The sequence below is a fragment of the Ectothiorhodospiraceae bacterium BW-2 genome (assembly GCA_008375315.1).
GTDB lineage: Bacteria > Pseudomonadota > Gammaproteobacteria > Thiohalomonadales > Thiohalomonadaceae > BW-2.
Genome location: CP032507.1, coordinates 1,864,362 through 1,884,991 on the forward strand (window position 1 = coordinate 1,864,362; position 20,630 = coordinate 1,884,991).

Annotated in this window: 20 protein-coding genes; 7 read left to right on the forward strand and 13 right to left on the reverse strand. The window is 54.7% G+C overall.

All coding sequences use genetic code 11. From position 1 onward, the window contains the following. Positions 1-18: 18 nt before the first annotated feature. The 4 genes from D5085_08830 to gloA are packed head-to-tail and all read left to right on the forward strand — an operon-like array spanning position 19 to position 1,648. Complete coding sequence (locus D5085_08830; GenBank protein QEP43210.1) at positions 19-471, forward strand: rhodanese-like domain-containing protein; 453 nt, start codon at positions 19-21, stop codon at positions 469-471. Between the two features lie 32 nt (positions 472-503). Beyond that, positions 504-761, forward strand: coding sequence for a glutaredoxin 3 (gene grxC, locus D5085_08835; GenBank protein ID QEP43211.1), 258 nt, complete (start codon positions 504-506; stop codon positions 759-761). 17 nt (positions 762-778) lie between these two features. Beyond that, positions 779-1,252, forward strand: coding sequence for a thioredoxin TrxC (trxC, locus tag D5085_08840; GenBank protein QEP43212.1), 474 nt, complete (start codon positions 779-781; stop codon positions 1,250-1,252). A 12-nt stretch (positions 1,253-1,264) separates the two neighbouring features. Further along, on the forward strand, positions 1,265-1,648 hold the full coding sequence (gloA, locus tag D5085_08845; GenBank protein QEP45111.1) for a lactoylglutathione lyase: 384 nt from the start codon (positions 1,265-1,267) through the stop codon (positions 1,646-1,648). Here the strand turns inward: gloA and D5085_08850 are convergent. The 12 genes from D5085_08850 to D5085_08905 form a co-directional block, all read right to left on the reverse strand. Beyond that, on the reverse strand, positions 1,590-2,318 hold the full coding sequence (locus tag D5085_08850) for a 1-acyl-sn-glycerol-3-phosphate acyltransferase (protein QEP43213.1): 729 nt from the start codon (positions 2,316-2,318) through the stop codon (positions 1,590-1,592). The genes gloA and D5085_08850 overlap by 59 nt on opposite strands. A 34-nt stretch (positions 2,319-2,352) precedes the next feature. After that, complete coding sequence (gene def / locus D5085_08855) at positions 2,353-2,844, reverse strand: peptide deformylase (protein ID QEP43214.1); 492 nt, start codon at positions 2,842-2,844, stop codon at positions 2,353-2,355. Positions 2,845-2,850: 6 nt separating this feature from the next. Further along, positions 2,851-3,369 carry an ACT domain-containing protein gene (locus D5085_08860; protein ID QEP43215.1) on the reverse strand — a complete coding sequence of 173 codons (519 nt, stop codon included), beginning with the start codon at positions 3,367-3,369 and terminating at the stop codon, positions 2,851-2,853. A 12-nt stretch (positions 3,370-3,381) separates the two neighbouring features. Beyond that, positions 3,382-3,777, reverse strand: a complete 396-nt coding sequence (locus tag D5085_08865) for a hypothetical protein (protein ID QEP43216.1) — start codon at positions 3,775-3,777, stop codon at positions 3,382-3,384. Between the two features lie 25 nt (positions 3,778-3,802). After that, a complete protein-coding gene (locus D5085_08870; protein ID QEP43217.1) occupies positions 3,803-4,270 on the reverse strand; it encodes a hypothetical protein in 468 nt (155 codons plus the stop codon). Between the two features lie 18 nt (positions 4,271-4,288). Then, a complete protein-coding gene (locus D5085_08875; protein ID QEP43218.1) occupies positions 4,289-5,950 on the reverse strand; it encodes a thiamine pyrophosphate-binding protein in 1,662 nt (553 codons plus the stop codon). A gap of 25 nt (positions 5,951-5,975) precedes the next feature. After that, a complete protein-coding gene (locus D5085_08880) occupies positions 5,976-6,425 on the reverse strand; it encodes a phosphate starvation-inducible protein PhoH (protein QEP43219.1) in 450 nt (149 codons plus the stop codon). Between the two features lie 23 nt (positions 6,426-6,448). Next, positions 6,449-7,261, reverse strand: a complete 813-nt coding sequence (locus D5085_08885) for a 4-hydroxy-tetrahydrodipicolinate reductase (protein QEP43220.1) — start codon at positions 7,259-7,261, stop codon at positions 6,449-6,451. Between the two features lie 61 nt (positions 7,262-7,322). Beyond that, positions 7,323-7,979 carry a molecular chaperone DnaJ gene (locus tag D5085_08890; GenBank protein ID QEP43221.1) on the reverse strand — a complete coding sequence of 219 codons (657 nt, stop codon included), beginning with the start codon at positions 7,977-7,979 and terminating at the stop codon, positions 7,323-7,325. Continuing rightward, positions 7,903-8,973 (reverse strand): uroporphyrinogen decarboxylase, encoded by a 1,071-nt coding sequence (locus D5085_08895; protein ID QEP43222.1) that lies wholly within the window; start codon positions 8,971-8,973, stop codon positions 7,903-7,905. Before D5085_08895 ends, D5085_08890 begins: the two co-directional genes overlap by 77 nt. 20 nt (positions 8,974-8,993) lie before the next feature. Further along, positions 8,994-10,412, reverse strand: a complete 1,419-nt coding sequence (locus D5085_08900; protein ID QEP43223.1) for an FAD-dependent oxidoreductase — start codon at positions 10,410-10,412, stop codon at positions 8,994-8,996. A gap of 38 nt (positions 10,413-10,450) precedes the next feature. Then, positions 10,451-14,935, reverse strand: coding sequence for a glutamate synthase large subunit (locus D5085_08905; GenBank protein ID QEP45112.1), 4,485 nt, complete (start codon positions 14,933-14,935; stop codon positions 10,451-10,453). A 315-nt stretch (positions 14,936-15,250) separates the two neighbouring features. Between D5085_08905 and D5085_08910 the strand changes: the two genes are divergently transcribed. The 3 genes from D5085_08910 to D5085_08920 all read left to right on the forward strand — a co-directional run bounded on the left by D5085_08910 (position 15,251) and on the right by D5085_08920 (position 18,251). Continuing rightward, a complete protein-coding gene (locus D5085_08910) occupies positions 15,251-16,978 on the forward strand; it encodes a SulP family inorganic anion transporter (protein ID QEP43224.1) in 1,728 nt (575 codons plus the stop codon). Between the two features lie 81 nt (positions 16,979-17,059). Continuing rightward, positions 17,060-17,674: a BMC domain-containing protein gene (locus tag D5085_08915; protein ID QEP43225.1), complete on the forward strand. Its 615-nt coding sequence runs from the start codon at positions 17,060-17,062 to the stop codon at positions 17,672-17,674. A gap of 4 nt (positions 17,675-17,678) precedes the next feature. Continuing rightward, complete coding sequence (locus tag D5085_08920; GenBank protein ID QEP43226.1) at positions 17,679-18,251, forward strand: NUDIX domain-containing protein; 573 nt, start codon at positions 17,679-17,681, stop codon at positions 18,249-18,251. Here the strand turns inward: D5085_08920 and D5085_08925 are convergent. Continuing rightward, positions 18,244-20,595: a VWA domain-containing protein gene (locus D5085_08925; GenBank protein QEP43227.1), complete on the reverse strand. Its 2,352-nt coding sequence runs from the start codon at positions 20,593-20,595 to the stop codon at positions 18,244-18,246. The two genes, D5085_08920 and D5085_08925, sit on opposite strands and share 8 nt — an antisense overlap. Positions 20,596-20,630: the final 35 nt, after the last annotated feature.

Consider the following 20,630-nt stretch of genomic DNA (forward strand, 5'->3'; position numbering starts at 1 on the left):
GGTAGAGTCGGAGACGCTATGGAACGCCTAGCCGAGTTTGTGGTAAACCACTGGGATCTCTTTTTGGCGCTACTTATCATCCTGTTGATGATGGTCTGGGGGCCGCTGATGCGCCGCATTCGCGATTACAAAGAGATTGAGGCTGTCGATGCGGTCGCCTTGATGAACCATCGCGATGCGCTGCTTATCGATGTGCGCGAAGAGGGTGAGGTTAAAGAGGGCTATATCCTCAATTCGCTTCACATTCCGTTGCGTGATCTAGGTAAGCGTCTTGATGAGCTAGAGTCGTATCGCGCTAGACCGCTGATTGTCGGTTGCCGTAGCGGTAGTCGCTCGGCGATGGCGTGTGGCACCCTGCGTAAACAGCAGTTTGCCGAAGTCTATAATCTGCGTGGCGGGGTGATGGCGTGGCAAAGTGCCGGTCTGCCGCTCAGTAAACCGGATAAGAGGCGCAAAAAGCGTAAAACCTAACCGTAACCTAACCCTATAGGAGTCAAAAATGTATGGCTGACATTGTGATCTATACGACCGAGTTCTGCCCATTTTGTGTTCGCGCCCGCCATTTGCTCGATAAAAAAGGGGTGAGCTATACCGACATTGCGGTTGATAAACAGCCCGAAAAGCGTCTGGAGATGGAGCAGCGAGCGGGGCGCACCTCGGTACCACAGATATTTATCGATAATTTTCATGTTGGGGGCTTTGACGATATGGTTGAGCTCGATATGGATGGGGAGCTCGACTCCCGTCTCGGTCTTGTCTGAGTTACGAAGTGGGGTGAGTGATGTCTTCGCTGCATATCGTCTGTCCGGATTGTCATAGTACTAACCGTCTGCCGCTGGAGCGAGAGCGAACTTCTGCTCGCTGTGGTCGCTGTAAAGCGCCGCTCTTTACGGCAACGCCGCTCGCCTTAACGGCGGCCAATTTTTATACCCATCTACAAAAGAGCGATATTCCGTTACTGGTCGATTTTTGGGCACCTTGGTGTGGGCCTTGTCAAATGATGGCGCCTGTGTTTGAGCAGGCGGCAGCGAGGCTAGAGCCTGCGCTGCGCCTGATTAAGGTCGATACCGAAGCGCAGCAGCCACTGGCGATACAGTTTCAGATTCGCTCTATTCCTACGCTGGCGCTCTTTAACGGGGGCGCAGAGGTGGCGCGTCAGCCTGGTGCGATGGATTTATCAACTCTGCTGCAGTGGGTAGAGCGCCACCTGTCACCGCTGAGTCACAAGTCGTCGTCTAAAGAGAGTAATTAATAGGGCTAAATGATGCGAATTTTACATACCATGCTGCGAGTTGGCGATCTAGATCGCTCCATCGCTTTTTATACCGAAGTGTTGCAGATGACTTTGTTGCGTCGAAAGGAGTATCCAGAGGGTAGCTTTACCCTCGCCTTTCTCGGTTATGGCAGCGAGGCTGAGAGTAGTGTCATTGAGTTGACCTATAACTGGGGGGTTGACCACTATGAGTTAGGGGATGGCTATGGCCATCTTGCTATTGAAGTCGAGGATGTCTATCAGGCGACAGCGGCGATTCGAGAGCGAGGCGGTAAAATAGTGCGTGATGCAGGGCCGATGAACGCCGGCAGTACGATTATCGCCTTTGTTGAAGATCCTGATGGCTATCCAATTGAGCTAATCGGTAGGCGTTAAACCAGAACTGGTTTAGCTGCTGTTGCCATTGGTTCTTATCGAGTTGCCGACAGTCGAGGGGAGTGTCGAGCTCGGTAATCTTAGGTCTGCCACGATGCCACACCGCACGGATAACATGGCCGATGGCGGCACTGGATATCCCCTCCACTTTGGTGACGATCATCGGCACGCCGCTTCGTTGCGCTAGACGCCAAGCCCCCGGTTTCAGGGGGCGCGGTTGCTGATCGGGCGCAATTCCGCCTTGAGGAAATAGTGCGATCACCTCGCCTTGCTGTAGAGCGCGAATCGCGGCGCGGTAGGCTCGTTCGGGATTGGCATCGCGATCAACGGGGATAGAGCCTACGGCCCGAAACAGCCACTGCATGCCAAAACGGCGGTACTGCTCTCTGGCAATCAGAAAGCGCAGCGGACGGGGGGAAGCGGCAATGAGTAGCATCGGATCGAGCCCCGAGAGGTGGTTACAGACGACCACCGCTCCGCCACTCGCCGGTAGCTGCGTTAGCATCGGGGCCTGTAGGCGGTGGTAGCGGCGACAGAAGAGCTGATTGATCCCCTCTAGCCAGTTGAGTCCACGGTGGTTCCAGTCGGTTCGGTGCTCTCTATGGCCGATAACATAGAGGGCGAGAGCCGCTGCGGTCAGGGTGATGAGGGTTAGGGTCACTATCAACATCAATATCAATATCAAGGCGAGATGAGATGAGAGGTTATTGGCGCTGGCGTAGATCACGCCGACTGACTAACCTATCGATAAACAGTAGCCCATCTAGGTGGTCAATTTCGTGCTGAACGGCACGAGCCTCAAAGCCATGGCAGTTAAACTGTTGTGGTTTACCGTGGCTATCGACAGCTGTGAGTGAGATCGATTCAGCCCGAATGACTTTGCCCGTATAGTCGGGCACCGACATACACCCCTCTCGCCCGACTGCCATACCGCTCCATTGGGTGATGTCGGGGTTAATTAGTACCATCAGGCCATGATTGTCGACCGGATGTTTAGCGTTAGAGACATCGATCAGGACAATGCGTTTAAAGTAGCCCACTTGGGGGGCAGCGATACCGACCCCGCCCGGGCCAGCCCGCATTGTCTGTTCGAGGTTATCGATAAATTGCCGCAGCGCCTCATCAAAGTGGGTGACAGGCTGCGAGAGCTGTTTTAGACGCGGATCGGGGTAGCGCAGAATCTCCAGTTCAGCCATTGAGTGCTATCCAATGAGTGTTTCACTATCGCGACAGTGAGCCGTAATGCCGGCGTGTCGTAGCTGCTCCATCACCTGCTGTAGCGCATCGATACCCTCATTGGCGATCCCCTCAATCTGCATGAGGTAGATAGGATCGCTGTCGCTGCCTATCACACTGCTCTGCATATCGAGAATATGGAGTCCGGCATCGGCTAAGGCGGTAGTGACTCGGGAGACGATACCGGCCCGATCGGCACCATGGAGGGTAATGTGGACATCGGGTTGGCTGTGATCGTGGGGCTGGTGCTGAACCGGATCGAGGTGAAACTGTAGCTGCTGCTCGCGGCAGATAGGTGAGAGCGCCTGCTGTAGTAGCTGTAGGTCGCCGGCATACTCGACCATTAACATAATGGTAAAGTTGCCACCGAGGCGTATCATCGATGCCTCGCCTAAGTTGGCACCGTGTTGATAGAGGGTGGTGGTAATGGTGGCAACGATACCGGGTCTATCGCTGCCAACCAGAGTGAGTAGATACCAGCGCATGGAGAGTTACCGTTAAAGCTTCTCTCCGTCAGTAGGGAATTGGGGCGGAGCGGGTGGGGTCATGGGGGTTTCTGGGGCGTTGTTGCCGCCCTTGAGTGCCTCTGAACCCTGTTGTGCCTTGTCGCCGATCCAGTTGAGCGCCTTACCGGTTCCCTCTTTGGTCGCCTCCCACGCCCCTTGGCGCTCATCTTCGGTCTCTTTCCAAACCTCGCCAGTCTTATCGGCAAGGGTACCGGCGGTCTCTTTGGTGGCGCTCCACGCCTTACCCGCCCCCTCTTTGGTCTTCTCCCACAGGCTAGGTGCCTCTTCTGTTGCGGGGAGGGGGGGAGGTGTCTGTTCGGCCTGTAGCGGCAGCGCAGGGAGAAGGAGAGTTATCGTTAGCGAGAGTGTGGATAGGGGTCGATTCATGTGACAGGCTCCTGTAAAAGGGAAGTTAAGTTATAAAAACTCGCCCCATGAGAGCGAGTACCGTGGTCAATAGGCCAAGCAGTAGATTAAATCCTACTATACGCCGAATAGAGGCCAGAGCGATAGCCCCGCTCGGCCATTGTGCACTATCGACAGCCCTTTTGAGAGCTGCGTAGGGTTTAAACCAGAGATAGAGATAGAGAATAACCATCAGCCAGCCTGTTAGTTGCATAACATGGACGAAGAGGGGAGTATTGGCAAAGCCGCCATAGGTGGTAAAGATAATTGCATAACCGGTAAGCGGTAGCAGCACCACGGCATGCCAGACCCAGATAAAAAATGTATGGAAGCAGCTACGCCAGAGCGTCAGGCGAGCAGGGGGTTCAAGTTGACTAGCGGCGACGGGGCGCAGGACGACCCAAGCGAAGAACATTCCACCAACCCAGATGAGGACAGAGAGCAGATGTAGTGTCAGCAGACTATAGTGTAGCATCGGTCAGAAACTCCAGATTTAACGCTTTGATGAGTAGTTAGGAAAGAGGTTTTTATCAATGACCATTTCGATGAGGTTAATGGAGCCTTTTAGATCGGCACGCTCAAACAGCATCTCAGTATCGGCCTCAGTCTCGATTAGATAGTAGCAGATACCCAACGCGGCCGCCAGTTGACGCAGATCGGGGTTGATAAAGTCGCAGTTAATGTAACGGCTCTGGTAGTGTTGGTGCTGATTTTTGCGAATCAACCCCATGGTGCCATTATTAAATACCAGCACATTAAGCGGTTTTTGGTAGTTGACGGCGGTCATTAGCTCCATACAGCACATTTGAAAGCCGCCATCACCTAAGATGGCAAAGGTCGGTCGCTCGGTGACAAAGCGGGCACCAATCGCCGCGGGTATGGCGTGGCCAAGGGAGGAGATCCCAGAGTTAGGGTAGTAGTGGTTTTGGCTTGAGACCTGAAAAAAGTTTTGTGCAAAGATAATATTGTCGTCAAATACCTGAATATCGGCCGGAAAGTGCTCTGCTAGCTGCTGAAAAAAGTGCTCAATGAGTGAAAAGCCCGATTGAAAGAGGGCGTAATCGGGGCGGGTAGTGGCGATAGCAGGCGCTTTAGTGGCGCTTGTGCGTTGTGGCTGTGGTGGTAGCTGCTGCAACACCCCCTCTATGACCTTATTAATATCGCCTTGAATTGCCAAATCGGCCTGAAATAGCTTATTGAGCTGGTTCGGATCGAGATCGACCTGAATGAGGGTGCGGTTATCGAGTAGTTCGCTCTCCCAGAGATAGCTAGTGCGTTCATTAAAGCTAGCCCCCAAAAAGAGCAGGGTATCGGCCTGTTGACAGATATAGCGGTAGGCTTCGCCGCTGGAGGTGACGCCTAAGCTGCCTAAGGATAGCGAAGAGGTTTCGTTAATAACCCCTTTCGCCTTAAGCGTTGTGGCGACCGGAATCTGTAGCTGTTGACTCAGTTGCTCAATGGTGTGACGGGCACCTGCCTGTAGGGCACCAAAGCCGGCGATGATCACTGTTTGGCGACTCTGTAGCAGCAGTTGGGCTAATTTTTTTACCGGTAGCGACTCCTCATAGAGGGAGAAGTGGCGTCGCTGAGTGGTGATCTGATCTAGAAGTGACTCCTCAATGAGTTCGCGCTGAATATTAAAGGGCAGACTGAGCAGTACTGGGCCGGGCGTGTCGGAGAGGAGTACCTGACTGGCCTGGTTGAGGACATTAACTAGATAATCGGTGCGTTCAACGATCTTATTATAGCGGGTAATGCCCTTAAAGAGCGTGACTTGATCGATACTGCCGCCCTCACCGGAGCTCTCCTGTAGTCCCCCTTTACCGAAAATGTGGGTCGATGTCTCTCCGGTAATTACCAAGATAGGCTGCTTATCAGCATAAGCATTGGCAATGCCGGTAATTAGATTGGTTGCACCGGGGCCGGCGGTGGTAATGCAAGCACCGATTCTACCGGAGGCGCGACTGTAACCACCGGCCATAAAGGCAGCCCCCTGCTCATGTTTGGCCAGTACGGTCTCAATTTTAGACTCATAGAGGGCGTCATAGACCGGTAGAATATGGGCACCGGGCATCCCAAAAATTGCCTCAATGCCCAAACGCTCCATGTAGCGGACGATGAAGTGACTGACGGGGAGTTTGGCTTTATCTGTCATTAAAGAAAATGGGTTGCCAAGGATACTATTCGTCCCGCTTTTCTGAGTCGTAAATATCATCCTCTGGCCGCCCAAATCGACGACTAGAGTAGCTAAGCGCCATCACAGAAAAACTTAATAGCACAATCGAGGCGGTAATGCTTAACAGTAGATAGAGGTGAAATGGATCGGAGACCTGTTGTACATCGATAACTAAATGTCGCGAGAGGGCAGTAATGGCGATATAGATTAGAAACTGCACCGGTAGTCGGTGGGTTTTAAAGTAGATCCCAACCATCGCCCCCAGTTCAAGATAGATAAACAGCAGTAGAATGTCTTTTAACTTGGCATACCCATTTTGCATGATGTGAACATACTCATACGCCGCCGACCAAATAATCGTTGCACCAATAATAAACAGGGCAAAATAGTGGAAAATATCGACCATTTGGTCGCCAAAAAATTGTATTCGCTTCTTCCAGCCAGTTTCAGTCATACCCTTTCTCTCTGTTAATTGTGTTATTCCACTCGACGCAAGTTGAGGACATCTTGCATATCGTATAGTCCTGTCGGCTGCGTACTGAGCCAGCGAGCAGCGCGAATAGCGCCACGGGCAAAGGTCATGCGGCTAGAGGCTTTGTGGCTAATCTCAAGACGCTCCCCCTCTGTTGCAAATAGGGCGGTATGTTCGCCGACAATATCACCGGCGCGAATGGTCTCAAAACCGATGGTGTGCAAAGCTCTCTCACCGGTGCGCCCTTCGCGGCCATAGACAGCACACTGCTGTAGATCGCGCCCGAGGGTGTGGGCAATCACCTCGCCCATTCGCAGTGCGGTGCCGGAGGGGGCGTCAACTTTATGGCGGTGGTGTGCCTCAATGATCTCGATATCGACATCTTCGTTAAAGATAGCCGCCGTGAGCTCTAACAGCTTGAGGGTTAGGTTGACCCCTACGCTCATATTGGGGGCGACGAGGAGCGGAATATCTGTCGCTGCTGCCTCTAACTCCCTCTTTTGTGCCTCAGAGAAGCCGGTTGTGCCGATAACCATCGGTTTGCCGAGGCGGCGGCAGAGAGCTAAATTGCTGAGTGTCGGTTCGGGTAGGGTAAACTCAATCACGATATCGACTCGGTCGGCAACCGCTTCTAACGAGGCGACTAGTGGGATATGGTTCGTCCCCACACCCGCTAACTCACCGGCATCGGCGCCAATGAGTGTGGAGTCGGGGCGCTCAATGGCGGCACCGAGGGTGGTGTCTGCGCTACTCGTAACAGCTTCGATAATTCGTCGCCCCATTCTGCCGGCGGCGCCGGTGACTCCAATTGTTAGCATACTCCCTCCAAATCGGGTTGTGGTTCGGCGGTGATTATACTGCCATTGAGGCAGAGCGTCATTATCTATGGTAGCGGTTAACTATCTTCATGGCGTGGTTTAGGTGCTGAAGGGCGGTTGTCTCACCGCCTCTGTCGGGGTGGTGCTGCATGACCTGTTTTCGATAGTGGCGCTTAATGTCGCTTAGTGACATCGTCTCATCGGCATTGAGTGTGGCTAGCGCCTGCTGATAGTCAGTATCGCGCTGTTGAGGCGAGGTGCCGAGCTGATGCCAGAACTGCGTTAGCATCGCGATAACATCCTCACGACCGGTCTGCTGCAGCTGGCTAAGATCAAGATAGTAGTCCGCTAGGGGATCGGGAGAGATCAGGCCGGGGCTTTGGGGTTGGTAGTCGAGGCGCTGAATCTTTAGGGCATGGATGGTAATCTCGCCCTGCTGCGCTGAGCGGAGCCGATTTCGCAGCAGATAGAGGGCGTGAAACAGGAGAAAGTGGATCTGGAATAGCGAGTATTGATCACTTAGCGACTGTTGCGGTAAGAGCTGCTGCTGCTGTAGGTGTCGAATAAGGGTTAACTCATCGACCCCCTCGGGGTGTTGCTGTAAAAAGTCGTCGAGTGGTTGCAGCAGCGGGGCAATGTCACTAGGTTGCTCGATGGTAGGGGCGACTAAGTTGATGAACGGCATCGATAAACGCGGCAGCATGAGCGGGGTTAACATGCTGATGGATGCCGTGGCCGAGGTTAAAGATATGGCCACTGCCGTGGCCGTAGCTAGCGAGAATGGTGGCGACCTCCTCTCTAATTCTCTCTGGCGAGGCGTAGAGTACGGTGGGATCCATATTACCCTGTAGGGCGACCTTTTGGCCCACTCTGGCTCTAGCGCTGCTTAATTCGGTCGTCCAATCGACGCCTAAGGCGTCGGCACCGCTGTCGGCCAATAGCTCTAGCCACTGTCCGCCCCCTTTGGTAAACAGAATGATCGGAATCGGTTCACCTTCGACTTCGCGGGTTAGTTCGGCCACAATTTGCTGCATATAGTGGAGCGAAAACTGCTGGTAGTCTCTAGGTGTGAGTAGGCCGCCCCAGGTATCGAAAATCATTACCGCGTTCGCTCCAGCGGCAATTTGGGCGTTCAGGTAGCGGGTGACGGCTTCGGCGGTGACCGCCAGTAGGTGGTGCATCAGATCGGGACGGTCAAATAGCATCCCTTTCACATGGGCATACTCTTTCGAGGTGCCTCCCTCAACCATGTAGGTCGCCAGCGTCCAAGGGCTGCCGGCGAAGCCGATAAGGGGGAGACTATTGTTGAGCGCTTGGCGAATGGTGCTGACCGCCCGCATCACATAGTTGAGTTCGGCGTGGGGGTCGGGGATCGGTAGCCGTTTGACATCGGCCTCGGTACGGACTGGGGCGTCAAAAACGGGCCCTTCGCCTTCGGCAAAGCGCAGTTTCAATCCCATCGCGTCGGGAACGGTCAAGATGTCGGAGAAGAGGATCGCCGCATCAAGCGGAAAGCGCTCTAGCGGCTGTAGGGTGACTTCGCAGGCGTAGTCAGGGTTTTGACATAAATCGAGAAAGCTACCCGCTTTAGCGCGGGTCGCACGATACTCCGGCAGATAGCGCCCCGCCTGGCGCATCATCCAGACGGGGGTGTAGTCAACCGGTTGCCTTAGTAGGGCTTTGATAAAGGTGTCATTAAGCAGTTGTGCCATAAAGAGTCCGCAAGCTGTCGTTAAATTTGGAGATAGTCCACGATCCCTTCGGCTGCTTGGCGGCCCTCCCAAATGGCGGTGACGACTAGATCGGAGCCGCGTACCATGTCGCCACCGGCAAAGATTTTCGGATTAGCGGTCTGATATCGATATGCTGAGTCGGCTGGGGCGATCACCCGCCCGCGCTCATCGGTAGTGACGCCGTACTGCGCCAACCAGGGGGCGGGGCTCGGTTGAAAGCCGAAGGCGATAATCACCGCATCGGCGGGGATAATCTCCTCAGAGCCCTCAATCGGTACCGGACGGCGCCGACCACGCTCATCGGCCTCGCCGAGTTCGGTGGTGATCAGCTTTATCCCCTCGACTTTGTCACTGCCGATAATTTCGACCTGCTGCCGATTCCAGAGAAAGGTAACCCCCTCCTCTTTGGCGTTAGCGACCTCTTTGCGCGAACCGGGCATATTCGCTTCGTCGCGGCGGTAGGCGCAGGTGACCGAGGCGGCTCCCTGTCGAATTGAGGTGCGATTGCAGTCCATGGCGGTATCGCCGCCACCTAGGACGACGACCCGCTTACCGGCCATATCGATAAATCGATCACCAGAGCGCTCTAAGTGGTGGCAGTGTTTAACATTAGCGATCAGGAAGTCGAGTGCCGGATAGACACCAGGGAGCTCTTCGCCAGCGATACGAGCCTTCATGTAGGTGTAGGTGCCCATGGCCATAAAGATGGCATCGTAGCTGTCGAGTAGCTGCTGTAGCTCTCTATCCTCACCGATGGTGATCCCTAACTCAAACTCAATGCCCATCTGCTCAAATATCTGCCGTCGGCGACGCACGACCGACTTTTCGAGCTTAAATTCGGGGATGCCGAAGAAGAGTAGTCCACCAATTTCGGGGTGGCGATCAAAGACGGTCACCTTCACACCGTGACGGGCTAACACATCGGCGCAGGAGAGACCGGCTGGGCCGGCACCAATGACCGCCACCCTTTTGCCGCTCGGCTCCACTTGGCTTAAGTCCGGCTGCCAGCCATTGGCAAAGGCGGTATCGGAGATATAGCGCTCAATAGTACCGATGGTGACCGCACCGAGGCCGTCATTGAGGGTGCAGCTCCCCTCGCAGAGTCGATCTTGGGGGCAGACTCGGCCAGTTATCTCCGGTAGGGAGTTGGTCTGGTGGGAGAGCTCGACTGCTCGATCGATATTGCCCTCATTAATGAGCTGTAGCCAGTTAGGGATGTAGTTGTGTACCGGACACTTCCACTCACAGTAGGGGTTGCCGCAGTGGAGGCAGCGACCCGCTTGACTGGCTGCGGTCTTTTGATCAAAATCGCCGTAGATTTCGGCATACTCCTGAATACGACTATCGACCGCTTTTTTGGCCGGATCGACTCGACCGATATCGAGAAATTGCAGGGCGTTACTTTTACTCACGCTGATGTACTCTAGATGTCTATGATGATAAAAAATGTAAATTGCTAGTTACCTAAAACGGACAGCTCGGCAGCCTTAGGGGCGACTAGCCAGAAGTGGCCGAGCAGGGCCTCAAAGTTGTCTAGTAGCTCCTGACCATAGCTCGAACCGGTTTCGGTGACAAACTCCTGCAGCAGCGCATGGAGGCGGTGGCGATACGGCTCGGTGGTGGCGGTATTGATACGGTGAATAGCGACATCACCATTACAGTTGTCGGCCAGTGTCTGGTTTTTATCATAGACAAAGGCGAAGCCGCCGGTCATACCGGCACCGATATTGACCCCAGTCGGGCCAAGAACCACAATGATGCCACCTGTCATATATTCGCAGCAGTGATCTCCTGCGCCCTCGATAACAGCAACGGCCCCAGAGTTACGGACTCCAAAACGCTCGCCAGCGATACCGGCGGCAAATAGTTTACCGCCGGTCGCTCCGTAGAGGCAGGTATTGCCGATAATGGCGTTATTTTGGCTAGCGAAGCGGCTGTTGCGTGGCGGATAGATGACCAGTTTGCCTCCCGCCATCCCTTTGCCGACATAGTCGTTAGCATCCCCCTCTAGGCTCATGTGCAAGCCGCCGGCATTCCAGACTCCGAAGGATTGCCCAGCGGTACCGGTGAGTTTGAGCTCAATGGGGGTATCGCTCATGCCGAGGCTATCGTAGCGACGAGCGATCTCGCCCGAGAGCCTAGCCCCGATCGAGCGGTTAACATTTTTCAGGGTATAGCTAAACTGACCACCGCTTTTAGATTCGATCGCCGGCAGCGTCTCTTTGACCATCTGTTCGGCCAGTTCGCCCGCATCAAAGGGGCGGTTGCGATCGGCGATACAGCAGTTAGCGGTGCTCTCATCAGCGGCGAGATTGAACTCAAGCAGCGGTTTTAGGTCGATTTTGCGCTGTTTAACGCTCTGGCCAGGGAGGACTTCGAGCAGATCGGTACGGCCAATGAGATCGGTCAGTTTGGCCACCCCGAGCCTAGCTAGCCACTCGCGTACTTCGCGGGCGATGAAGCCGAAGTAGGTCATTACCAGCTCCGGTTTCCCCTTGTAGTGGTGCTGTCGTAGCTGTTCGTGCTGAGTAGCGACGCCGGTCGCGCAGTTATTGAGGTGGCAGATGCGCAGATATTTGCACCCTAACACCACCATCGGCATGGTGCCAAAGCCGAACGATTCAGCCCCTAGGATGGCCGCTTTGATGACATCAAGGCCGGTTTTGAGGCCGCCATCGGTCTGAACTCGTACTTTGCCGCGCAGATCGTTCATCTTCAGGACTTGGTGGGTCTCTGAGAGCCCTAACTCCCATGGCGAACCGGCATATTTAACCGAGGTGATTGGGCTTGCTGCCGTGCCGCCATCGTAGCCGGAGATGGTAATGAGATCGGCGTAGGCTTTCGCAACTCCTGCGGCGATAGTTCCGACACCCGGCTCGGAGACTAGCTTGACCGAGACTAGGGCCTCAGGGTTGACCTGTTTGAGATCAAAAATTAGCTGCGCTAAATCTTCAATAGAGTAGATGTCGTGGTGGGGCGGGGGGGAGATTAACGGCACCCCGGGGCGGGTGTAACGCAGCTTGGCGATCATATCGTTGACTTTATGACCGGGGAGCTGTCCCCCTTCGCCCGGTTTGGCCCCTTGGGCGACCTTAATCTGGAGCACTTCGGCGTTAACCAGATAGCCGGGGGTGACGCCGAAGCGGCCCGAGGCGACCTGTTTGATTTTGGAGCGGCGGCTCTTATCGATATAGCGGGCTGGATCTTCGCCGCCTTCACCGGAGTTAGAGCGCCCGCCGAGCCGGTTCATGGCAATCGCTAGCGCCTCGTGAGCCTCAGGGGAGAGGGCTCCGAGCGACATCGCCGCCGTATCAAAGCGCTTAAAGAGTTCTGTTTCAGGCTCGACCTCATCGAGTGGGATGGCGGGGAGATCTTGGCGTACTTTTAATAGATCTCGCAGTACCATCGGTGAGCGACCATTGACTAGGTTGGCAAATTTGAGATAGTCCTCCCACTCTCCGCTCTGTACTGCGGTGTGGATCGCTTTAACAACATCGGGCTCGTAGGCGTGCTGTTCGCCTCCGTGGACAAATTTGAGCAGACCGCCTTGATCGAGCGGTTTGTGTCGATTCCATGCCATGGCGACTAAGGTCGCTATATCTTGCTGTAGTTCGCTAAAGCCGGCCCCTTCGATGCGGGAGGTGGTATCTTTAAAGCAGAGCTCGACCACTTCGCTCGCAAGGCCGACTATCTCAAAGAGCTGTGCGCCGCGATAGGAGGCGACCGAGGAGATGCCCATTTTCGACATCACCTTAAACAGCCCTTTATCGATCCCCTTACGGTAGTTGGCGCTAGCGGTGACGCTATCGACTTTGGTTATCTCGCCATGAGTGACCATATCGTGTAGCACTTCATAGGCGAGATAGGGGTAGATTGCGGTGGCACCGTAACCGAGTAGTACCGCGAAGTGGTGCGGATCGCGAGCCGTGGCGGTCTCGACTACGATGTTGGCGTTACAGCGAACCCCTTTAGCAATGAGGTGATGGTGGAGTGCGCCGGTAGCAAGCGCGGCGTGGATCGGCATTTGACCTACAGCAGGGTCACGATCAGAGAGAATGAGCACTGTTTGACCACGATTGACCGCCGCTAGCCCTTGGGCGGCAATCTCGTTCACTGCCTGCTTTAGATCGCTCCCTAGCGGATAGTTAAGGCTAATTCGCTGGTGCAAAAAGGCGGGGTCTTGCTGCTGTTGTAGCTGCTCAAATTGGCTCTGTGAGATGATCGGTGAGGGGATAATCAGCCGATTGGCGTGTTCGGGAGTCTCGTCAAAGAGGTTCTTCTCTCGCCCAAGTAGGGTCTCTAGTGACATCACTACCTGTTCGCGAATCGGATCAATCGGTGGGTTGGTCACTTGGGCGAACTGTTGGCGGAAGTTATCGAACAGCGACCGAATCTGGCGTGACATCACCGGATAGGGGGCGTCATCTCCCATCGACCCTATCGCCTCTTGGCCCGCTTCAGCCATCGGCCGCAGTACCTGATCCCGCTCCTCAAACGAGAGTTGAAACAGCTTCTGGTTTCGATTCAGAGCCTCGCTCGTCATGGGGGTGAGTGTGAGTGGCTCACCCTCTTGTGGGGGGAGTTTGTGGGCAGAGGCCATCCACTGGCGATAGGGTTGGGCGACTTTGAGTCGGTTGTCGATATCATCCGGGAGAATCAGCGTACCGGTTTCGGTATCGGCCGCAATCATCTGCCCTGGCTTGAGTCGGCCTTTGCAGAGAACATCTTCGGGGGCGTAGTCCCATACTCCCATCTCTGAGGCGAGGGTAATGACACAGCCGCTGTAGTCGTTAGGTGCAGCCGTGGCCGCGCCACCTTGTTTGGTGATCAGATAACGCGCCGGACGCAGGCCGTTACGATCAAGAGTACAGGCGGCGTAGCGGCCATCGGTCAAGACGATGCCGGCGGGGCCATCCCACGGCTCCATGTGCATTGAGTTATATTCGTAAAAGGCTTTTAGGTCGGCATCCATGTGGGCGACATTTTGCCACGCGGGGGGGATGAGTAGCCGCATGGCGCGAAAGATATCGACTCCACCTGCGACCAGCGCCTCAAGCATATTGTCGAGGCTGGAGGAGTCGGAGCCCTCCATGTTAACCCACGGCCGAATCGATTCCATATCGCCAATCTGAGCGCTCTTAAAGGTGAAGGAGCGGGCGCGAGACCAGTTACGGTTGCCGCGAATGGTGTTAATTTCGCCATTATGGGCCAGATAGCGAAACGGCTGCGCCAGACGCCACTGCGGTAGGGTGTTGGTGGCAAAGCGCTGGTGGAAGACGCAGATAGAGCTCTCTAGCCGCTCATCGCCGAGATCGGGGTAGAGTTGCGGCAGAAATTGCGGCATGACCATCCCTTTGTAGGCGATCACTTTGGAGGAGAGGGTAGGAAGATAGAGCACGGTATCTCCCTGAGCCTCAGCCCACTTTTCGGTACGGCGACGGGCGATATAGAGGCCGGCTTCAAAGGCGGTTTCGCAGCTTCCATCGGGGCAGTTGACAAAAATCTGTTCAATTTGGGGTTGAGTAGCGCGAGCGGCAGCACCACAGGCGCTGCTGTCGGTCGGCACTACCCGCCAACCGGCGACGAGAAAGCCCTCCTGCTGGAGCTCCTGTTCTAGCTGCTGCCGTGCCGCCTTAGCCTGCTTATCCTCTTGGCTCAGAAAGACGACGCCCACGGCAAAGCGCTCGGCTAGCTCAATCCCCGCATCGGCCGCAACGGTGCGCATAAAGGGGGTCGGCATTTTTAGTAGCAGACCGCAGCCGTCGCCGCTCTTACCATCGGCGGCAATCGCACCGCGATGGGTCATGCGGTTAAGCGCTCCAATCGCCGTGGCCACCAGCCAATGGCTGCTAGTGCCATCCATGTGGGCCATTAATCCAAAACCGCAGTTATCCCGCTCAAATTGGGGATGATACAGACCTTGACTCTTCTCTTTCACAATATGCAATTCCACCTGAATTTTTATAAAACGGGTCAGCTTGGCGTTGCCAGAACGGACGGGCAAATGGCCAAGTAGTATATAGTCGATAGGTAGTGGCTGCAAATTTAAGTTCAGCGAAGGGGGCGGAGCGGGGGCACAAAAGCGCCCGTTTTGTGGCTCGTAGTGTGGTGACAGTGTGGCGGTGGTTTATGGATTAATGGTTTTACTATCGATAATTATCTATGGATTGCATTGAAATAATCACTTTTAAAAGAGGGGTGACTTGGTTTATAAAGCGCTATCAGCAGCTAGAGATAACTTGATAGGGCGATAGCCGTGCAGCTAATTAACGAAATACGCTTTGATAACCTTCGTGGCGATCTCTTTGGCGGAGTTACCGCCGCCATTATCGCGCTGCCGATGGCGCTCGCCTTCGGGGTCGCTTCGGGAGCGGGTCCTGCGGCCGGTCTCTATGGGGCGGTGTTGGTGGGACTCTTTGCGGCTCTGTTCGGTAGTACGCCGACGCTCATCTCTGAACCGACTGGGCCGATGACGGTGGTGATGACCGCTGTGATCGCCAGCCTGATGGCGGCTAATCCCGATAATGGCATGGCGATGGCTTTTACGGTGGTGATGTTGGCGGGGCTGTTTCAGATGCTGTTCGGGGTGTTGCGGCTCGGGCGCTATGTCACCATGATGCCCTATACGGTTGTCTCCGGCTTTATGACTGGGATCGGGATTATCTTGATTATTTTACAGTTAGGGCCACTTCTCGGACAGGCACCGCCGCCCGGCGGCGTGGTGGGGAGTGTGACCTCGCTGCCGGAGCTAATAGCGGCCATTAAGCCGGCCGAAACTCTACTGGCTGTGATGACCTTTGCACTGATTCTGTTCTTTCCTAACGCTTGGCGCCGCTATCTGCCACCGCAGCTCGTCGCCTTGGTGGCGGGGACTTTCATTGCGGTCTGGTTCCTTTCTGAGAGCGATATTCGTCAAATTGGCCCGATTCCGATGGGCTTACCGCAGCTACAGCTACCCCACTTTACTGCCGCACAGTGGCAGGCGATGGTGATGGATGGGGTGGTGTTGGCGGTGCTAGGGAGTATCGATGCGCTGTTAACTTCGGTGATTGCTGAAAATTTAACCCGCAAGCAGTGTAGCTCCGATAAGGAGCTCATTGGCCAAGGGATAGGTAATCTCGCCTCTGGCCTCTTCGGTGGGATTCCGGGGGCGGGGGCGACGATGGGCACGGTAGTCAATATTCAGACCGGTGCGAAGACAGCGCTGTCGGGGGTGACTCGGGCGCTACTGCTGCTGGTGGTCGTGTTGTGGGCCGCCGACTTAACCGCTCATATCCCGCTGGCGGTGTTAGCCGGAATTGCGATTAAGGTCGGTATCGATATTATCGACTGGTCGTTTTTGAGGCGAGCTCACCGAGTATCGACTAAAGCGGCGGTTATTATGTATGGGGTGATTCTGTTAACGGTATTTGTTGATCTGATCACGGCGGTAGTGATTGGAGTCTTTATCGCTAATCTGTTGACGATTGAGCGGATGGCGAAGATTCAGAGTCGTTCACTGGAGGCGATTCAACATGCTGATGGTTCAGGCAGCATGAGTCAGGATGAGCAGATGTTAATGGAGCGGGCTCAGGGCAAGATTTTGGTCTTTGTGCTTGGAGGGGCGCTCATCTTTGGCGTGGCCAAGGCGATTTCGAGAAAACGGGCGGTACTGGCCGATCACCAAGTGCTAGTGCTAGACTTCACTCAGGTGCCGATGTTGGGGGTCTCCTCATCCCTAGCGATAGAGCAGATGATCTTGGAAGATAGGGCCAACAATAAGCCGGTCTATCTTGTCGGTATGCAGCAGAGCATTCATAAAAGATTGGCCAATATGGGTGTGTTGCAACAGGTGGGGGAGGAGAATATTCTTCAAACTCGGCAGGAGGCGCTAGAGCGTGCTAATCGTTACCTTGATCAGAAACAGCTTGAGGATGCCGAAGTGGCGGTGGCGATAGTGGCTAAAAGTGGTCGTAGTGATATTCGGCTCTTTGGAGGGCGTTAGCGGGGAGCCATTAACAGCCTTGTTGAGCGCTATGGTTATCGTGGCGCTGTTGTTCTAATAGATGGATTAAGATAAAACGGTATGATTAGTTTGCGAACTTATGTCTATATTGATGCGTTGCAGCCGCAGTTAGCGGCCTATATCGCGACTGCCTCGCAGGGGTTTTTACCGGTACCGGGCGATGCCTGCCTCTGGGTTGAGGTCTCCCCGGGGATGGCAGTCCACCGCCTAACCGACAGGGCGCTCAAGGCGACTCGGGTCCATTTAGCGCAGCAGGTGGTTGAACGGGCCTATGGGTCGATGGTGATTCACCAACGGGATCAGAGCGATGTGATTGAGGCCGGTCGGGCTATTTTAGCCACCATGGGGGCGAAACAGAGCGATAGGCAGCAGTGCAAAATCGCTTGGCAAGAGACTATTCGCGGCATGAGCCCCGATCATACGGTACTCATTAATCGTCAAGATCGGCGCGGTAATATGATTTTGCCGGGTCAAAGTATGTTTATTCTTGAGACTGAGCCGGCGGGCTATATCGTCTATGCGGCCAATCAGGCGGAGAAGGCGGCCGATATTTCGTTAATTGATGTACGGGCGGTCGGGGCTTATGGACGATTGATCCTCTCGGGGCGGGAGGGGGCGATCGACGAGGCGGCACAGGCGGCCATTACGGCGGTTAATAATCCCTCTGGAACTTAAATAGATGCACCGACTGCAACTGTTAACGCTGTTAAGTCACTACACGACCCGCTTTATGGATGAGGCGGCCTTTGTCAAAAATACGCTCGACTTTGTCCAACAGCACGAAAACTGCTTTGACAGAGAGCTACAGATAGGCCATGTGACCGGTTCAGCTTGGGTTGTCAGTCGTGATCGGCAGCAGGTACTGCTGCTGCACCATAAAAAGCTGGATCAGTGGTTTCAACCCGGCGGCCACGCCGATGGTGAGGCTGATATCGTTCATGTCGCCTTAAAGGAGACTGCCGAGGAGAGCGGCCTGCCTGAGGAGGCGATTCACTTGGTGAGCGACGCGCTGTTTGATGTCGATATCCATACGATTGCAGCTAATTTGCATGATAATCGCCATCTTCACTTCGATATTCGTTTTCTAGTCGAGGTCGATGAGAGGCTGCCGGTGCCTGGTAATGATGAGTCGCACCAAATTCTATGGGTGCCGCTCTATCGGACACTACAATTTAACAATAACCGCTCCACCTATCGGATGCTAGAGAAGACTCGGCGACTGCAGCTACATCATTTTGCTCGGTCTATTTAGTCAAACTGGCAAATAGGAGCGGCAGCTTCTCTGGTAGCCTATCGACATGGTCGATAATGGTGTAGTTGTTATCGCCAAAAATTCGTCTGACATAGTGATCTGCGTGTGGATCAAGGGTTAGACAGTAGGTGAGGATCCCGCTGCTATAGAGCTCTTCAACCGCCTTTTTGGTGTCGTGTCGCAGGTGTTGTGGATCTCGTTCATCGATATCGGCCGGCTCGCCATCGGTCACCAATAGGATTAGTTTGCGCTGCTCTGGCTGTTTGCTTAGGTGGTAGCCTGCGTGGCGCAGAGCGGCCCCCATGCGGGTTGATAGCCCCCCTCTCATTCCTGCGAGTCGCGATTTGACCTCGTCATCAAACTTTTGGCCGATATCTTTAAAACGGTAGTAGTGGACATCGTGGCGTCCATCGGAGGCGAAGCCGTGCAGGGCGAAAGGATCGCCAATCCCCTGAATGGCGATTGAGACTAAAGTGGCCGCCTCGCGGGTTAACTGTAGTACCGTCTTATCGGTACCGGCCATCGTCTCGTTGGTCGATTCGGAGAGATCCATCAGCACCACTACCGCTAAATCGCGGCTTTTGATCACATTACGCATGGTGATACGGGGGCTCGGCTGCTCTCCCATCCGAATGGCAACCATGGCATCGACGGCGGCATTAATATCGATTTCGTCGCCATCTTCCATATTGCGCACCCGCTGTACCCCCTCTGGGGTGAGCAGATCGATAATCTGCTTAATGCGGTGGGCTATCGGCCGGTACTCCAGTAGAATTTGGTCGATATCTGCTGGGTTAGCACGCAGTGGGCGTCGCTCATAGAGGGTGACCCAGTCGGGGCGGGCGAGCTGTATCTGGTAGTCCCACTCCGGATAGTGGAATGGATCGGAGATTGGCTCTTTACCCCACATCTCATTAAAGCTTTTGGTGGTGGTGAGATCATCTTCGTAGGGGAACATCTCATCGGGACAGCTCCAGATCTCCTGCGCATCATCACCGGCGAGTTCGCAATCGACCTCGTTGGCCATCTCCATAATCGTCATGACCCGCCGAACTTGGCGTTGGCTAGCGGGAAGATAGTGGTTACCACTGCTTTGCCACATTAGCTCGTCAAACTCCCAGATATAGCGGTTATCGTCGCGATAGGGGATACGAATGCGCTCTAAAATTCTCAGGCTTGGTACCGCCTTGCGTTGACTGAAAATAGTAAATAGCTCCAGTCCCATCTGCCAAGAGAACCGATTATCATCCCGTTTTGTATCAATATTGGCATGAAAACGGGCCGCGAAGCGGTTGAGCTGCTCATCATCGCACTGCACTTCGCTATCGAGCAGCATAAGCGCCATAGACTCTAAGATTGGCATGGTTTCATGCTCTGCTCTCTCGGTCTGTGGTAGTCGTAGCAGCGTCTGCCACAGCTTTTTTAGACCGGGAAATTCGGTGGCGGCTCGATACTCAACGCGGGCATCCTCTAATAGACCGATAAAGAAGAGTTGGGCTGGGCTTAGCTGCTCTGCCGAGAGGGGGGAGGTGGTGTAGCAGAGATGCGAGGCCATGTGTGCCGCTGTGGCGCGATAGAGCTCTAGCCCTAAAATGGGGTTCTCGCTGCTACCGATATCATCTACGGCATCGGGTAGGTGCAGAATGTGGTGTTCAATGTAGGGCCTAAAGTCGGTATAGTCGGCCCCCGTTGGGCGCAGAAAGAAGTCCCGACCCCACAGTGCCCGTAGGTAGAAGTTGAGTTTGCGCTGAGTTTTGACGAACAGTACCCCGCGCCGCTCTCTTTGCAGTACGGCTTTAGAGTCGGCCGACTCTAGGTTAAAGTAGGCGGTCAGGTTGTTAAAGTCTCGTCGATAGGCTTGGGCGCCAAAATTGGCCCAGCGCCGCAGGCCGCTTAGGGTCAGTTTGGAGAGCAGCTCATCGATATGGTTTAGCATCGGCCGCACACCACGGGCGGCGGTGGAGGAGAGTTGATGCATCAGTGTGAGATAGCCGCGCAGTAACTCGGCATCCCCTAAATGTCGTGCCGCTGAAGGGAGGCTGCTTAATAGTAGGGTAATGACCTCGCCTGAGACCATGGAGGAGAGTTTCATCGCCGCTGTTAGGCAGTCGTTGATAATATCCTCGCCACACTCCTTGACAACCAGTGGCATCTCTTGCAGGTAGGTAATGACCAGATCATTCCCTCGTCCTAGCTTGCATAGCGCTTTGGCTCCCTCCAGATAGTCTCGTAGTCCGGTGGGGGACATCAGTCGTGCCGCCTCATGGAAGGTACCCTCTAGCACCTCTCTTATCGCCGGTACACTATCAAGAAACTCTCGGTACTCTTCGAGCTGAATACTCATCGAACGACTCCCCTATCACTGACTACCATCGAACC

Bases quoted from the DNA above. Each gene is read 5' to 3' on its own strand.
- gloA (QEP45111.1), top strand. From the start codon at position 1,265: ATGCGAATTTTACATACCATGCTGCGAGTTGGCGATCTAGATCGCTCC.
- D5085_08885 (QEP43220.1), bottom strand. From the start codon at position 7,261: ATGCTAACAATTGGAGTCACCGGCGCCGCCGGCAGAATGGGGCGACGA.
- D5085_08915 (QEP43225.1), top strand. From the start codon at position 17,060: ATGATTAGTTTGCGAACTTATGTCTATATTGATGCGTTGCAGCCGCAG.
- D5085_08860 (QEP43215.1), bottom strand. From the start codon at position 3,369: ATGCGCTGGTATCTACTCACTCTGGTTGGCAGCGATAGACCCGGTATC.
- def (QEP43214.1), bottom strand. From the start codon at position 2,844: ATGGCTGAACTGGAGATTCTGCGCTACCCCGATCCGCGTCTAAAACAG.
- D5085_08925 (QEP43227.1), bottom strand. From the start codon at position 20,595: ATGAGTATTCAGCTCGAAGAGTACCGAGAGTTTCTTGATAGTGTACCG.
- grxC (QEP43211.1), top strand. From the start codon at position 504: ATGGCTGACATTGTGATCTATACGACCGAGTTCTGCCCATTTTGTGTT.
- D5085_08850 (QEP43213.1), bottom strand. From the start codon at position 2,318: ATGTTGATAGTGACCCTAACCCTCATCACCCTGACCGCAGCGGCTCTC.
- D5085_08880 (QEP43219.1), bottom strand. From the start codon at position 6,425: ATGACTGAAACTGGCTGGAAGAAGCGAATACAATTTTTTGGCGACCAA.
- D5085_08865 (QEP43216.1), bottom strand. From the start codon at position 3,777: ATGAATCGACCCCTATCCACACTCTCGCTAACGATAACTCTCCTTCTC.
- D5085_08830 (QEP43210.1), top strand. From the start codon at position 19: ATGGAACGCCTAGCCGAGTTTGTGGTAAACCACTGGGATCTCTTTTTG.
- D5085_08890 (QEP43221.1), bottom strand. From the start codon at position 7,979: ATGTTAACCCCGCTCATGCTGCCGCGTTTATCGATGCCGTTCATCAAC.
- D5085_08870 (QEP43217.1), bottom strand. From the start codon at position 4,270: ATGCTACACTATAGTCTGCTGACACTACATCTGCTCTCTGTCCTCATC.
- D5085_08895 (QEP43222.1), bottom strand. From the start codon at position 8,973: ATGGCACAACTGCTTAATGACACCTTTATCAAAGCCCTACTAAGGCAA.
- D5085_08875 (QEP43218.1), bottom strand. From the start codon at position 5,950: ATGACAGATAAAGCCAAACTCCCCGTCAGTCACTTCATCGTCCGCTAC.
- D5085_08920 (QEP43226.1), top strand. From the start codon at position 17,679: ATGCACCGACTGCAACTGTTAACGCTGTTAAGTCACTACACGACCCGC.